The organism is Methylococcus mesophilus (assembly GCF_026247885.1).
Lineage (GTDB): Bacteria > Pseudomonadota > Gammaproteobacteria > Methylococcales > Methylococcaceae > Methylococcus > Methylococcus mesophilus.
This window is the reverse complement of record NZ_CP110921.1, coordinates 3,780,422-3,795,685: the sequence shown is the minus strand read 5'-3', so window position 1 is coordinate 3,795,685 and position 15,264 is coordinate 3,780,422. Positions and strand designations below refer to the sequence as shown.

Sequence of the window (15,264 nt, the reverse complement as noted above, 5' to 3'; positions counted from 1 at the left end):
CCGCAAGTCGACGCCATCCCCATTCTGACACCGCCCGGATGCGAACATCCGGGCGGCGCCGGTTCCCATGGACTCAGTGAGTCCTGGACCTGCGAAAATCGAACAGGCTCCGGAGGTCGCCCACGGCTGGGCTATTGAGAGGGAAATACGGGGCGATCGGCAAAGCGATGGGATTGGGCAGGTTGTCGCGGCTGCGCTTGGAAAGCGGCTTAAGGAGCCAGTTCCACTCGATGAACTTCAGGATCGAAGCGTGATCGGCGTAGGTGTGGTCGACATGCCCCTGCTTTGCAAATCGGGAGACCGCGATCATGACCGTACGCGGTCCGTCGCCGAAGAAGTCGATCGGCTGAATGTATCCCGAATCGTAATAGCCGCCGCCTTCGTCGAAGGTGATCAGGATGGCTGTGTCCCGCCAAAGCCGATCGTTGGCACGGACGGCTTCCACCAGTTTCCGGATGAAGGCCTCGAACAGCGGCGGGGTCGAGGTGCCCGGATGGCCGTCGAGCAAAATGTCGGGCTTGACGAAGGAAACGGCCGGAAGCGTGTTTGAGGCAATGTCTGCGTAGAGCTGATCCAGATCGACCAGGTTGTTCCGCAATGGGGAAGTCATGATCGATCGCGAATACTGGAAGCCGTTGCATATGGCACAGTAAAGCGTGTTTTTCGGCGCCGCCTGATCGGCGACACTCATGCCTTCCCCATAATATTTCCACGACACCCAGCGGCGTGAAAGCACATCGCCGATCGTGGGAATGGTCTGAGGACCGATGGCATAGGCCGGTCCGCCCGGGAATTCATTCTTGTCGGCATCGCTGATGACGTCGCCCTTGGTGTTGTAATACGGGTAGTCGTTGTTGACCTGATACCAGGTTCCCGGCGCACAGTTGCCACCATTAAATGGTTTATAGGGCAACGAATGCAGGTAGTCTACAATGGCTTTCACACCTGGCTGAGTCATGTCGGAGCAATTGGTGAACCCCACGCCAGTGCTCCCGCCATCCTCTTTGCCGAAAGCGTCGTTGATGTAGAAATTATTGGTACCCGCAATCGGATCGGGATTCTCGATCAGATCGGCGGCCGGCTTGGCCGGGCGGCCGTTCGCATCGGTGTAGTAGTAAACGTCGCCGGTCAGCATGAACTGCGAGCTGACGCCCGTACCACCCATGACGGGCTGGTGATAGTTGTCGCTGATGGCGTAGTTCTCCGCCAACTCCCGGAAATAGGGCCAGTCGCCTTGCGCCATGTTGTAGAATCCCATGGCAACGCCGCCTTGATAAGTATCCTGGTCGGTCACCGGAGGCTTCGTGATATCCCAACCCACGGAGGTTGCGACCCAGGTATGCAGGTCGCCCTTACAGCCGCTGGGATTGCCGAAGGTCATGTGATCCGCGGAACAGTCGGACTGCTGCCACATCTGATAGAACCGGTGAACCGGGTCCCCGGTATGGCTGCTGAACTCGACGGGCGTGATCTTGTCCGCCAGTACCGGCGTACCGCAGTTGTTCAGTACCGACGCACCCACGATCGAATAGGGGCCATTCGGCAAAGTCGAAGGATAACGGCAATCAGGGACGGGCGTGAAACCGAATGAAGGATAATAAAACGACTGCCCGCTCCCGCCGGCGCTCAGCAGATCATCGTACGCTGCGTCGATCCCCGGATCGCTGCAAAATATATCGCTGCTGTATAGGAGGCCGGCCAAAATGCAAGGCCCGACCGGCAGGGCATTCAGGGTGGTATTGGGTTGCGGCAGGGCATCGAAAGGCCCGGTCTGCGTCGGACTCAGCTCGAAGGTGTCCGAGCTCCGAGCCTGCTGCTGCTGCGCAAGCTGAAAATTGGGGCCAGGGGTTCCGTCACTCGTCACGATACCCTGCGAAAGCAGGTTCCAGATTTTCTGTTTCGGGTCAGGCGGTGTATAGGTCCCGAAGACATGATCGAATCCGCGGTTTTCGCCGGACACGACGATGAGGTGGCGAATTGGAGAGCGGGTAAGGAGATCCCCAGGACTTTGAGTCGGTACGGCTGCCCAGCTCGTCTGGGGGGCGACCAGGGTCACGATGAGCGCTGCGGCAACGGGGCGATAACGGTGTGGTTCCATACTTGGCTTCCATTATGATAGTTGAGGTGCGGGTTGGGCACGCGATGCCCAGCCGCGCACACTGTACGAAGGCAATGTGAAAAGCAAGTCAACGATCCCTAATCCGGATAAAATTGGCGCCTCGGCTCGCGGCCGAAGACAGGGAGAACCAGCGTGAACGACATTTCAACCGCACGCGTATTCCGGACGTCGACCGGCCGAGTGCTGGTCGGCGTACTAGCGATCGCAGCAACCGCTCTGCTCGCCGCGGAACTGCGCACCCGCCTCTCCCCCTTCGGCATGTTGACCTATCCGGCGAACGGCGCCTCCATGGCCGATCCACGCCAGTCCGTCACTGTGGAACCGCTCGGCGTGGGCACCCGGATCGCGACCGTGGAACTGCGGGAAGACGGAGGGGCGTTGGTGGCCGCTGCCGAAGGGCTGGACCGTTTCGAGCTCGACAGGCCCTTGGCTTTCGGTAAGCACTACACCTTGACCGCGACGGTGGAGCGCTCCTGGTTCGACCAGCGGCAGACCGAAGTGCTGGAATTTACGACCGTGGGCATCCCCACGCTGGAAGGGCCGGCGGATCGCAGTCTGGCTCCGGACGCGTCGGTGACGCTCCGGTTTGATCAGCCGGTGGGTAAACTCGAGCCCGTCGGCGAACTGAGCCTGACCGTTCAACCGGACGAAACCCGCAGCACCTTCAAGCTTTCGGCCGCCGACTACGCACAGGGGAGCACCTATCCGACCCAGATTCGCTGGGAAACCGCCACGGGCGTGCCGCTGCCGCCGTTCGAACTGCGCATCTCGACCCCGCCGCCCGTGTCGGCGGAAGTCAACCTGCGCGGCGCGGACAATCTCGGCACGGCGATGCCTTTACAGATTACATTCAGCGAGCCTTTAGCCGAACGGGAAAATGCCGGCAGGGAGGTCCGGATCCAGACTCGGGACGGAAAGGAAGTCAACGGGAGATGGGGTTGGATCGGTAAAACCCGGCTGCAATTCACCCCGCTCAACGGCTGGCCACCCACCAGCGTGATACAGGTCAACGCGGAACACGGCGCTTTCCGCAGCCCCCTGGGAGGCTACCTCGAGCCGCCGCTGGATTTGAGCTTCTCGACCGGGACCGACCGGAAAATCTTCGTCTATCTCGATACCCAGACGATGACGGCGGTGGAGAACGGCCAGACCGTGCGAGCCTTCAAGGTCAGCACCGGCAAACCGAAGACGCCGACGGTCACCGGCTCGTTCTACATCTACGCCCGCTTCCCCACGAAGACCATGAAAAGCAGGGCAAAAAAAGGGGAAAAGGGCCACTACATCGTGGAGAACGTCCCCTACGCGCAGTATTTCCATTCCGACTACGCATTCCACGGCGCCTGGTGGCACAACGGCTTCGGCCACCCCGCCAGCCATGGCTGCGTCAACATGTCGACCCAGAAGCACAACGTGCGCTGGCCCAAGGCGCCAGAGGATGCCGGCTGGCTCTATCATTGGGCCTCGCTCGGCGTGCCGGTAACGGTCATGCACTCGCCTCCGCCACCGGCCTCCACGCGCATCGCGCTGGACGAAGCCCAGCGCGACCAGCCCGGACTTAAATCATCCCCCTCTCCCTGAACCACGCCACCGCATCTGCGAAAGCTTCGCGGGTGGAAGTCGGGATCAGGCCCAGTTCACGCCGGCTGCGCGAGGAGTCGCCGCGCTTGCCCGAGTTGAGTAACCGGATGGAGTGGTAATTGAAGCGCGGTGCCTTGCGAGGAAAAAAACGGCGCTCCAGCGGATCCTTCAGCAGCGCGATCCCCTGCATGAGGCGCGGCGGCACGGCCAGCTTCGGGCGCCGACGCCCCGTCAGCTCCTCCAGCCATTGCAGGATCTCGCCGATGCTGCGGTGTTCGCCGGTGACGAGATAGCGCTCGCCCCGGACCCCCTTATCCATGGCCAGCAACTCCGCGGCCACCACATCGCGCATCGGGACGAAGTCGAAGGCGCCGGGAACGAACGCCTTCATCCGGCCATGGGCGAAGTCGAGGATGGTACGGCCGACCAGGCTGGGCCGGAAATCCCAGGGACCGACGATCGCGGCCGGGTTGACGATGGTCACGTCGAGGCCGCGCACGGCTTCGAGGATCACGTCGTGTTCCGACACGGCCTTGGTCCGTTCGTAGTCGGTGCCCAGTTCGAATGGGCTGACTGTCCAGTGTTCGTTCGATGCGCCTTGGGGGTTGATGCCGACCGCGCCGAAGGAGCTGGTATGCACCACCCGACGCACGCCGGCCCGCCGCGCCTCCTGCATCAGCATGCGGGTGCCGACCACGTTGACGTCGAACAGCTCCTGGCGGTCGCCGTCGCGGATACTGACGAAGGCCGCGGTGTGGTACAACCGCTCCACGCCTTCCAGCGCATCCCGGATCGAGCGGCGGTCGCGCAGATCGCCGTAAGCCCGTTCGACCGCCAAGCCGTCCAACGCCGCTACGCCACTTTGTCGGCGGATGAAGGCGCGCACCTTCTCGCCCCGGGCCAGCAGCGCCCGAACCAGATTGGCGCCGAGATGGCCGGTGGCGCCGGTGACCAGCGTGGTCATGCCGGGTCTGCCGCCGGCTTTGGCCCGGCTCCCTCCATGGACTGCTGGTAAGCCTTCCATTTCTCCAGCGACAGCTTCTGGAACGAGCTGATGGCCGGATTGAGCTCGATCTGCGGCGCATCGGGATGGCGCTCGAAACCGTCCTGCTCCAATTCCAGCGCCCATTTGTCCTCGCCCAACAGGGGCTCGATGTACCACTTGTTGGTGAACCAGAGGATGGGCTTGCGCAGGAATTCGGGCATTTTCCAATTCAGGATGGGGATATGGATCGGGCCGAACAGGAAGACGAAGAAACAGCGGGTGGTGCGCTCGTCTTCCGGCAGCATGAACAGCCAATGAATGTACTTGCCGCCGATGTCGGAACCCTGATAAGGGTACTGGTACCAGATCTCGATCTCGTTGAGATCACGCGCCCCGCCTTCCATGAAGAGCTTGGCGACGGGACTGCCGTCGAAGCGAGTGTCGTAGTAGACCCGAACGCTGTCGGCGTCCTGCCTCCACTCCCGCAGGGTCGGCTGCAGGAAGGGGCGCTTGTGCCGGTGCAGGTATTCGTGATTGAAGTCGCAGACGTTCTCCACGATCATCGAAAAGTGCGACTTGATCGTCACGTCGATCGGGAAAAATGGCCAGGGCCGCTCCCCTTCGAGCTGCGGAATCGTCGGCAACGGGGTGCCGTCGGCCAGGGCGGGATCGCCCGGGAACAGCCAGACGAGCCCCCACTGCGCCTTGACGGGGTAGGTCCTGACGCGGATCTTGGGCAGCTTGCTGCGTCCTTTCCCGAGCTCATGGTGGATTTCGGTGCATCTGCCACAGCCATCGAACTTCCAGCCGTGATAGGTGCAGACCAGGTTTCCGTCCTCGACGAAGCCTTGGGACAGCGCAAGTTGCCGATGCGGGCAGCGGTCTTCCACGGCATGCAGTTCGCCAGCAGCGTCGCGGAACAATGCGATGTCCTGTCCCCAGAAACGCACCCGCTTGACTTGTCGGGGCTTGAGCCTGCCGTCGATCTCGACCACATACCAGTAATTGCCGCTCAATCCGGCGGTGCGGACCTGGCGGCGGCGGGGCAGTTCGGGGAGGTCCTGATTTTCGGTCGATCGGCTCATTTTCGGCGCCTTGGAGGAGCGAGAGAGAATTCTAATGGGCAGGCTCCCCGATCTCCTCGCGCAGATCGGCGAACTCCTGTTTCCAGGGCTTCTTGTTGTATCCCCAGTTGCCGGACTCCAGCAATTTCCAGCCGGCAGCCATCTCTTCCTTGACGCGCCGGCCTTCGCTCTCGCCGTTCACTTCCCACAGGGCCTGGGCGTAGAACAGATGGTTGAGGGGGTGCCCGGGATGCTTTTCCACCGCTTGTCCGAGCAGGTCCAGCGCCTTGTCGCCGTCGCCGATCCCCGCCGGCCAAGCCGGAGCCTTGAGGTACAGCATGCCCAAGAGCCGCAAGGGGCCGCCGTCATCGAAATCGGGGCTCAACTTCACCGCGGCCTTGAACTCGGCTTCCAGCCGATGCAGGTTGGCCATCGCCACCGTCATGTCGTCCCGAACGGCAAGTCCCAGGTTTGCGGCCAGATAATAATGGACGGCGCCGTCATCTTTTCCGCCTTGCGCCAGCGCGGTTTCGGCGAGCTTCACGCCCTCCCAGGCAAAGCGCTCGCGCTCCGCCGGATCGGAATCGCGTTCGGCGAGGTGCAGGCAAAGCCGGCTACCCAGGGAACTGCGGCGCAGAGCGGGGTCGTCCGAACCGCGCAGGAAATCCAGGGCGCACTCCAATTCCGGCGTTTCGCTGGAGGGGCCGAGCGCTTCCTGGCTGGCGCTCAAGGCGGCGGCCGTCTGCCGAGGGCAACCCGCAGGCTGGCCTGCAGGAACACCTTCCCGATGGAGCCCTCCGCAACCGGCCAGGACCACCTGCAGAATGCAGGCCGCGAGCAGACGCACGGTATGCAAAGCGTCAGTTCCGGGCCAGCCAGAGCTTGGCCATGGGATCGAACACGGCAGGATCCACCGCTACGAAAGACTGGATGCCGAACAGATCGCACAGTTTCTTGCCATCGGGATCGGCGCACATCGTTTCCAGCGCCCTGGCGAACCGCGCCCGGTCGTCAGCAGTGGCGAGCCTGGTATTGGCCACCACGCCCATCAGCGGAATCTCCGTGGAAGTGAAGACCGTCTCGACCGGGTTCGCCAGTTGCAGCGCGCTCAAGCCCGCGAATTGCTGCTCGTTGAGTATCACCGCATCCAACTCGCCCTTGTCCAGCGAGCGCAGGGCGCGGATCGCCTGGCGCGAAGGCTGGAGTGCGAATTCCTTTTCCGGATCATATTTCCCCGCAAACACGATTTTGCCGATGAAGGCCGGTTCGTCCAGCACGGTGCCGCCCAGCGTTCTGCCCTTGATCTCGTCCATGCCGTGGAATCTGCCCTTCTGCGCCACCACCCGGTAACGCTCGCTGGTGCGCCCGTCGATCCGGGGCTGAACCACCGGCACCAGATCGAATTGGCCGCGCATGTCCAAGTAGAGCCCGAGCGAGGTGATCGCGAAAGCGGGCTTCTTTTCCGCCATGAGTTTTCCGCAATCCGCCGCCTTCGCGGTAAACACGCTGCTGAAACTTTTCTCAGGCCATTGTCCTACCCGCTCCACCACCCGGAGCATCGCATCCATCGCCTGATCGGCGTCGTGCTCGTTCACAGGTCCTCCCGGGTAGCACACCACCACCGGGGCGGGGTCGCCAGCCAGTGCCGGTACGAGGGGAGCCAGCAGGGCCGCCAGGAGGAAAGTGCGCGAAATCTTGTGTGTCATGGTTTCCTTCTTGAATCGAGAAGCTGTCCGATCGCCGGCGCTACCCACAGGGTCGCGGACAGACAGCAGAGGAGGCCGATGGTGATGTTGATGCCCAGGGTGGACACCCCGCGGTAGTTCGCCAGGGTGATCGCCCCGAGTCCGGCCAGCTCGGTCCCGGCGGCGAGCCCGATCACGCGCCCGGCCACTCGGTTGATCTGACTCAGCGAACGGTCCTTAAGCTCGAACCACCGCTGGGAGAACCACACGCCGTAATCCACTGCCAGGGCGATGACCAACGGCAGCGCGATGATGTTGGCATAGTTATAGCGGATGCCGCCGAGGGCCATCAGCCCCAGCATCCAGCCGCCGCCGATCAGCAAGGGCATGGAAGCCAGTGCGAAGCCGCGCCAGTTGCGCAGCACCAGCGCCAGCCACAGCAGGCAGACGGCCACCGCCGCCCGGGTTCCATGGGTGAAGCTTTCCACCACGGACTTGGAGAATACCTGATGGGTAGCCGGGAATCCTGTCGCTTCGGGCGATACGCCATAAATCTCCTGCATCAGCCTGTCGAGGTTGGCGGGATCATACACAGTTTTTGCGGGAAAAGCGTACACAGCGACCGTCCCGTCGGCGGCGAAAAACCGGTCCCGCAGGGCCTGCGGAAGCTGGTCTGGGGTAATGGGCCGCGCCTGCCCCCAGTCCGCCAGGAGCGCCGCGCCGCGCTCCGCCGCCGCCAGCAGCGCCCGGAAGAACCGCCCGCTGCGCTCCCGCGCCTGGACGGGATCAGCATCGATGCCAGACCGGACCTCATCCAGTCGCCCCCGCACGTCTTCCAAAGCCGCTACCAGGCCGGAGTGCCCGGCCGAAAATGCCAGTTCCTGCGACTGGTCGATGAAATCGCCCCCCTTTTCCAGAAGCGTCCGCACACGTCCGAAAGTGCCATCCGGCAGGCCTAGGCCGGCGAAACCGGCCAACCTGGCCGCATAGCCACCGTCGGCGACAAGCCCACCGATGCGCCGGGCCGTCAGGGCGCGCGCCTCGGCGTCCGTCGGAAACAAGTCCGTGAGCGACTGCACCTTGGCCACACTACCCAGCTTGGCCGCATCGGCCGCAATGCGCCGGGCCTCGTCGACGTCACGCGCGGTAAAGATGACCACTTCCGCTTGGTAGTCGCTTTCCGCGACCATGCGGTTCTGGTAGTAGGCCGCTTCGGAATCTTTCGGCAACAGCGAAAGCACGTCGTAGTCGAAGGGAAGTTCGTAGCCGCGTCCGATACCGAATGCCGCCGCAGCCAACGACCCCACGACCAGGAGCGCGGCGACGCTTCCCCGGAAAGGCAGGCGGCCCGGCTCGACCTCCCCGGCCGAAGCAGCGGCAGGCATTGGCTTGAGCTTCGGCGGCAGCAAGACGTACAGCGCCGGCTGGACCATCCAGGTACTGACCAGGATCAGCAATACGCCCTTGGCCGCCACCAGCCCAAGCTCGGAAAAGCCGGGAAAATCCACCGTGGCCAACGCGCCGAATATCACCACAGAGGCCCCGCCGGCGGTGAACACCGCTTTGAAGGAAGTGCCGATCCCCGCGCCGATCGCCTCGATCAGCGGTTTGCCGCGGCGCCGCTCCTCCGCAATGCGGGCCGAAGTGAAGATACCGTAATCCGCCCCCAGGCCGAATAGGATAGCGATGAAGCTGGCGGTGATGAGGGTGAGATGGCCGACGGTGACCAGCGCCAGCCCCAGGCTCCACAGCACGCCGAGCCCCATGGGAACGAAGATCACCAGCGCCCAGCGCCAGCTCCGGACCACCGCCAGGATCAGGAGGACGATCAGCCCGGCGGAGGAGCCGACGACCAGCGCTATGTCGTGACGGATGCTGACGTGCTCTTCGTACTCGATGGCCGGCAGCCCGGTCAGCCCCACCTTCGGCGTGGCGCGGCCGGCCGCGCGTGCCTTGGCCGTCTGGACTGCCGCCACGGCTCTCACCTTTTCGATGAACGGCCCGGTGGTGGTGAAATCCTCCGAAGCGCTCGCTGGATGCACGAACAGGAAGTACATCCGGCCATCGCGGGAGACGAAATAGCCATCGTTGGCGACCTCGCTCCCGCCCTGGCCGGCCAGCAGCCGCTTCCAGTCGAGCGCCCCCGGCACCTCGCCCGCGGTGAGCCAGCGGTGCCACTCGTCGAGCAGCGACCCCAGCAGTTTCAACCCCGCCTCGGCCGCGGGCATGTCGATGCGCGCATCGGGCGCGGCGGGCGCCTCTTCGAGCCGGTCCCGAAGACGGTCCAGCGCGGCGTCGACCTGCGGGACATCGCCGGGGATGGCGCCCGCCCCGAATCGTTCCAGCATGCTGGCCAGCGCCTCGAGGCGGTCGTCGGCCACCGACAGATAGGCATGCTCCAGCACAAAACGCAGGTCGACCCGTGCCGTCGCCTGGGCAATTTCGGGCTCGGCAGCGAGAGCGGTCGCCAGTTCGTCGGCAAATGTCTTCAGGTCGTCCGGAGGCGCCCCTTCCAGAACGACGATCAGGTCAGAAGCGGCTCCGAACTTCTTCAGGAAAGCGTCGAAACGCTGCGCAACGGCGTTGTCGTGCGGCAGTAGAGCCTGGCGGGAGGTATAGACCGGCAGCTGGGAAGTCGCCCAGAGAGACAGGACCGAGAGTGCAATGGCGACAACCAGGACCCGCCATGGCCTGCGGGCGAAGCGTTCGGCCACGTTGGCGGCCAGTTGGGGAATGTTCACTCGAAGCGGTTCGTGTTAAAGGCGTGCGGAACGGCGCCCGAGCCGGAGATCCGGTGAAGTTCGGACGCAAAAAAAGCACTCCGCGGCGGTGCTTTCGGCGCATAGTCTAAATTGTGAGCGCCCTAAAACAAAACCGTAACTCCGAGACTCCCAGACCGTTCGGGCCATTTCCCCGCGAACGCGGACAAATGGCCCATCGTCCAGCCTTTACGAAGCCCGCCGGCCGCTACCAGCGTTGCCACGGCCACCGTTCATCCGTTCCTCGATTTCGCGCTCTGCGGCCAGCCAGTCGAACATTTCGAACCCCGGAACGAACCCCCGCTTTTCGGCCCGGAAATAGGCGGCTTCGGCAATCATCGGCTCCAATGCCCGCCCTGAGCGAAGCCGAAGGGGACGTGGCGCCGGCCCGTAGGCATAGGTGAAGCCGAATCTCAAGGTTTCAGCAAAACCCAGGGCCTCCACCTCGCGCAGTCCGATCTGTGCCGGCCGGGCTTCCAGCAGTGTGCCGAAAAGCCGGTCCCAGATGGAAAACAGCGCACCGTAATTGCGATCGTGCTCACCGCGCAGCGTCGAGTGATGCACACGGTGCAGGCTCGGCACGACGCAAAGACGGCCCAATATGCGCTCGCCCCGGAGCGAAATATCGGCATGATGGAACAGCACAGCCAGAGTGATCAGCGCCTCGCTGAGCAATAACTGAGCGGCGTGCACACCTGTGACCACGATGAAGCCTGCTTTGACCAGCACCGTCAACAGCACCTCGGCGAAATGCAGCCGGAAACCGGTCGTCACGTTCATCGAACGGTCGCTATGGTGCACCTTGTGAAACAACCACAGCCAAGGCAGCCGATGGCTCGCCCAGTGCCACAGGTACAACACCAAATCTAGCAGAATCAGGGCCAGCGCCCCGCGTAGCCAGGGATTGCTCACACCGGCCAGGAGTCCACCGCCGGCGTGGCGCTCCGCCAAAACCAGCAGAGAGGACACGGACAACGCGGACATCAGCAGGTCGTTGAACAGAAACAGGCATAGGTTCGTGCGGTACGACCTTCGCACCACGGGTTTGCCACGCACGCCCCGGCGGACCTCGAACGCCATCAAGCAAGCGAACGTCAGCAGGATCACCGCCGACAGCACGTCCTGGACCGCGACTTCGAGCCCCAAACGGTCGATGCCGGGAAGTTTCAGATGCGATGTCAGATTGCTCAGGATCATGATCTTTCCTCCGCACGAATGCTGTCTGAAAGAAGCCTCGACAACACACGTAGGAAACGGCTTCCCATCAAAATGGGACCCCGATCATGAAACGGTTGGAACCCTCCACGCCGCTACGGCTTGTCCAAGGCCAGGTTCAGACTATCCGCTGCGAGCGGCGCCGGCAACAAAACGCGGGGTGACAAACTGTTGAGCGAAATGAACGGCGGCTCACCAGGAGCCGGCAAGGCAGAGCACCCGCCGGCTCGCAAGGGCCGTCAACCGCGCTTGCCGCCGCCCTGGCTGCGCAGCCGGCCGCCTCCCTGCCGCTGTTGCGGCTTCGGCGAGTGCGGGGCTGCGTTGCGGGCCCCCAGGCCCGCCCGCGCCTTGGGCTGCCCCGCGGGAGACTGCCTTCCGCCGGCGTCGCGCAAGTCCTGCGGACGCCGCGGCCGGTCCTCACTGCGATCGAACGGTGCACGGGGGGGCGGACTGAAGCCTTCCACCGTGCCCCGCTGGATCGGGCGTTTGATCAAACGTTCGATGCCGTTCAGCAGCTTCAGCTCTTCCTTCGCCACCAGCGATACGGCGGAGCCGGCGTTGCCGGCCCGCCCGGTGCGGCCGATCCGATGGACATAGTCCTCCGGCACGTTCGGCAACTCGAAATTCACCACGTGCGGCAGCTGGTCGATATCCAGACCGCGTGCCGCGATGTCCGTGGCTACCAGGACCGGCACCCTGCCGTCCTTGAAATCCGCCAGCGCCTTGGTACGCGCCGACTGGCTCTTGTTGCCGTGGATCGCGGCTGCCGGGATGCCTTCATCGGCCAGCTTCTCCGCCAGCCGGTTCGCGCCGTGCTTGGTACGGGTGAATACCAGCACCTGGCGCCAGTCGTGCTGGCGGATCAAGTGGCTGAGCAGATCGCGCTTATGTTCCTGGGCGACCAAGTGGACGGTCTGGTCCACCAGATCGGAAGCGGCGTTGCGGCGCGCCACTTCGACGTAGCCGGGATTGTTCAGCAGACCGTCGGCGAGCGCCCGGATTTCGTCCGAGAACGTGGCCGAAAACAGCATGTTCTGCCTCTGCTTCGGCAGCAGTCCCAGAATTCGGCGGATGTCGCGAATGAACCCCATGTCCAGCATGCGGTCCGCCTCGTCGAGCACGAAGATTTCCACACCGGACAGATCGACGGTTTTCTGCCCACAGTGATCGAGCAGCCGGCCCGGTGTGGCAACGAGGATGTCGACCCCATGTTCCAAGGCACGAATCTGCGGATTGAGTCCCACCCCGCCGAACATGACCGTGGATTTCAGAGGAACGTGTTTGCCGTAGGTTTCGACCGATTCCTGAACCTGCGCCGCCAGTTCGCGGGTCGGCGTGAGGATGAGGCAGCGCGGGCGCCTTGGCCGGCGCGGAGCCTGTTTCTCCAGCAGCCGGTGCAGAATCGGCAAGGTGAAGCCGGCGGTCTTGCCGGTTCCGGTCTGGGCCGCGGCCAGCAGATCGCCGCCGGCGAGCAGAAGCGGGATCGCCTGTGCCTGAATCGGAGTGGGATTGACGTAGCCGGCTTCGGAAACGGCACGCAATAGGGGCTGAGCCAGCCCAAGATCGGCAAACGCCGGGCCGGCAGAATTCAAATCTGATGACATATTTTGCTAAGTGTCCTGCGACGGCCTGCCGTTCAAGGGATAAACGGCACCAATCGAGGCAGACGATTCAATGGATCGGGAGGGATAAAAAAGAGACGGCGCGATGATTGGTTGGACGCGTCGCGGCAAGAGTATAAGCGGCTCGCCTACGAATGTCACATAAAAAACCCGTAGGGGACCTGGAAAAATCGTCGTTCCTGCGGGTTTCCCGTCGTCAACCCCAAGTCTAGCCTCAATATTTCTCAATTTTTCAAAATCTTGGATCAGTTATGTTAGCGGAGCATTCTTGCCCGACAGAGGTTGCCCCAAGTTCTTCGCAGTGCCCTCAGCCGCGCAGCCCGACACGCGCCCGTCACGGCGGCGAAGACGCATGGAATATTTTTTTGCCTCCGCCCCTGTCGAATGAGGCATTTTTGTTTTATTGTGGATCGCGGGTTTTCATGAACCTCGATGGGGGGTCTTTCGTGGGCAGCAAGCTATATGTAGGCAACTTGAACTATCGTGTCGGCGATACCGATCTGGAACGGACTTTCGCAGCGTACGGCACCGTGAAATCGGCACAGGTGGTCATGGACCGCGCCACCGGCCGCTCCAGGGGATTCGGGTTCGTGGAAATGGGCAGCGACCAGGAGGCTCAGGCCGCTATTGCCGGACTCAACGGCAAGGATATGGACGGGCGCAACCTGATGGTCAACGAAGCCCGCCCGCCGGAGAGGCGAGGCGGCACCGGCGGCGACGCGAAGCGCGGCGGCGGCGGCAGGCGCTACTGAGAGCGTAAGGCGCCGTTCCGGCTTCCGAGCGGAATCCACTGCCGGCTTTCCGCGGACGCGGAAGGCCGGCATCCGGCACCTCAGGGCGCCTGTTTGAGCCGGTACTTGGTGATGCGCTCGAGCAGCAATGCCGCGTGATAGCAGGAATCCGTGGTTTTTTCCAGGATTCCCAGAATCTCAGTCCAGTCGGATTCGGCCAGGAGTGACAGGGTGCTGTAGCGCCGGTGGGATTTCCGCCACTCGTGATACACCTGGTCCGCGCTCGCCTCCGATGCCTTGAGCTCCTCGCGGCATTGCTTGATACCTGCGAGCGCGTTTTCGGGATAGTGATCCATTTCCGCCGACAACCGCCGAACCATCCCCAGGGTGATCGCGACCAAATCGAGAGCGGCGGTTTCCGCCTGCTGGGGCGTAAAGATGTCGATCACCCGGGCGGTATCGTTCAGGCCGTCGAGAATGTCGTCGACATGCCTGGCGAACTGCTGGATCAGCAGCACCAGTTCGGAATAAGGCGCGATCTCCAGCGCATCATAGGCTTTGCGCATCAGCGCATCGCCCTTTTCTTCCAGCTGCCGGATCAGGCCGATGTGCGTTTCCGCGGCATCGAGCTCGGCGAACAGGCGCTCCAAAGCCTGGCCACATTCGACGCAGCAGCTCAGATGGTCTTGGAATATTTCCTTCAGTGACAGGTCGGCGTGATCGAAATTCATGTCGATTTCAGCATGGCGAACGAAACGGCGAAACACGGGAGATATCCGCCTAAACTACCATGATGAAATTCCTGCTTCCCCCACCGGCACGTTATCGTTGCGTGTCATTTTCGTGAAATCGAAGGGCTGCCGTTCAGGAGCAACAGCGTCAGCAGGAAAAAAGAGGAGCCCGACATTTCCAGCAGCTCTTCGATATGTACCAGATAAAGGTATCCCGGCAAAGGAATCTTGCTTTCCGCCCCCCATCCCCACTCGGCGGCCTCGAACAGTTGGGAGGCGGTCCAGGCGACAGCGCCCGCGATCCATAATCGCCGGTGCTGCCGATCCCGCAATTGTATGAAGACCGAAAGCCAAGCGATGCCGGCAAAGGCCATGACCGGCAGGTAAAGAATCTGCCAGTCGACGCTGGCGGCCTGCTCGATACGTTCGTGAATCATCAGGAGTTCGTCGAATCCCATCTCGAAAAACACCGCCGCGAGCGCAAACGCCCAGGCTCCGAGCCGCTTCGAAGATGCCGCGGTAAAGGATTCCCAGGCCGCTGCCAGCAGCAGACAGCCGGAAAACAGTGCCGGCACGGTATATTCCCGGTCGAGATCGAAATATTTGAGCCAGGTTCCCGGCCGGACATCGGCAGCCACACCGGCGAGGCCGAACAGCAGTATCATGCCGAAGAAAAGGCGAACCCCAGTGCGGAAGGCGATTCGGTATTTGAGCAGGTCGATCCAGGTACGAAATGCCGTATCCTTGGCCTTGTTTTTCATGGGGAAAGTCGTTC

Annotated in this window: 12 protein-coding genes; 2 read left to right on the top strand and 10 right to left on the bottom strand. The window is 62.9% G+C overall.

Annotation, left to right across the window (positions count from 1 at the left end):
- Nucleotides 1–73: 73 nt before the first annotated feature.
- Complete coding sequence (locus tag OOT43_RS17995) at nt 74–2,098, bottom strand: alkaline phosphatase family protein (RefSeq protein ID WP_266022053.1); 2,025 nt, start codon at nt 2,096–2,098, stop codon at nt 74–76.
- Nucleotides 2,099–2,251: 153 nt separating this feature from the next.
- Here OOT43_RS17995 and OOT43_RS17990 point away from each other — a divergent pair, with 153 nt between their 5' ends.
- Nucleotides 2,252–3,697 carry a L,D-transpeptidase gene (locus OOT43_RS17990; RefSeq protein ID WP_266022052.1) on the top strand — a complete coding sequence of 482 codons (1,446 nt, stop codon included), beginning with the start codon at nt 2,252–2,254 and terminating at the stop codon, nt 3,695–3,697.
- Here OOT43_RS17990 and OOT43_RS17985 read toward each other — a convergent pair.
- The 7 genes from OOT43_RS17985 to OOT43_RS17955 all read right to left on the bottom strand — a co-directional run bounded on the left by OOT43_RS17985 (nt 3,675) and on the right by OOT43_RS17955 (nt 13,009).
- On the bottom strand, nt 3,675–4,661 hold the full coding sequence (locus tag OOT43_RS17985; protein WP_266022051.1) for an SDR family oxidoreductase: 987 nt from the start codon (nt 4,659–4,661) through the stop codon (nt 3,675–3,677). The genes OOT43_RS17990 and OOT43_RS17985 overlap by 23 nt on opposite strands.
- Complete coding sequence (locus tag OOT43_RS17980; protein WP_266022050.1) at nt 4,658–5,767, bottom strand: aromatic ring-hydroxylating dioxygenase subunit alpha; 1,110 nt, start codon at nt 5,765–5,767, stop codon at nt 4,658–4,660. The genes OOT43_RS17985 and OOT43_RS17980 overlap by 4 nt, the downstream gene beginning before the upstream one ends.
- A 31-nt stretch (nt 5,768–5,798) precedes the next feature.
- On the bottom strand, nt 5,799–6,593 hold the full coding sequence (gene bstC, locus OOT43_RS17975; protein WP_266024951.1) for a sterol transporter outer membrane protein BstC: 795 nt from the start codon (nt 6,591–6,593) through the stop codon (nt 5,799–5,801).
- Nucleotides 6,594–6,606: 13 nt separating this feature from the next.
- A complete protein-coding gene (gene bstB, locus OOT43_RS17970; RefSeq protein ID WP_266022049.1) occupies nt 6,607–7,452 on the bottom strand; it encodes a sterol transporter periplasmic substrate-binding protein BstB in 846 nt (281 codons plus the stop codon).
- Nucleotides 7,449–10,172 carry a sterol transporter cytoplasmic membrane protein BstA gene (gene bstA, locus OOT43_RS17965; protein ID WP_266022048.1) on the bottom strand — a complete coding sequence of 908 codons (2,724 nt, stop codon included), beginning with the start codon at nt 10,170–10,172 and terminating at the stop codon, nt 7,449–7,451. The genes bstB and bstA overlap by 4 nt, the downstream gene beginning before the upstream one ends.
- Before the next feature lie 207 nt (nt 10,173–10,379).
- Nucleotides 10,380–11,387, bottom strand: a complete 1,008-nt coding sequence (locus OOT43_RS17960) for a sterol desaturase family protein (RefSeq protein WP_266022047.1) — start codon at nt 11,385–11,387, stop codon at nt 10,380–10,382.
- 257 nt (nt 11,388–11,644) lie between these two features.
- Entirely contained in the window at nt 11,645–13,009 is a 1,365-nt protein-coding gene (locus OOT43_RS17955; protein ID WP_266022046.1) for a DEAD/DEAH box helicase, read from the bottom strand.
- Nucleotides 13,010–13,449: 440 nt separating this feature from the next.
- Here OOT43_RS17955 and OOT43_RS17950 point away from each other — a divergent pair, with 440 nt between their 5' ends.
- Nucleotides 13,450–13,779 carry an RNA recognition motif domain-containing protein gene (locus OOT43_RS17950; RefSeq protein ID WP_266022045.1) on the top strand — a complete coding sequence of 110 codons (330 nt, stop codon included), beginning with the start codon at nt 13,450–13,452 and terminating at the stop codon, nt 13,777–13,779.
- An 80-nt stretch (nt 13,780–13,859) separates the two neighbouring features.
- Here the strand turns inward: OOT43_RS17950 and OOT43_RS17945 are convergent, their stop codons facing one another.
- Both OOT43_RS17945 and OOT43_RS17940 read right to left on the bottom strand, forming a co-directional pair.
- Nucleotides 13,860–14,525: a DUF47 domain-containing protein gene (locus OOT43_RS17945; protein ID WP_266022044.1), complete on the bottom strand. Its 666-nt coding sequence runs from the start codon at nt 14,523–14,525 to the stop codon at nt 13,860–13,862.
- Nucleotides 14,526–14,593: 68 nt separating this feature from the next.
- Entirely contained in the window at nt 14,594–15,250 is a 657-nt protein-coding gene (locus OOT43_RS17940; protein WP_266022043.1) for a hypothetical protein, read from the bottom strand.
- Between the last annotated feature and the right edge of the window lie 14 nt (nt 15,251–15,264).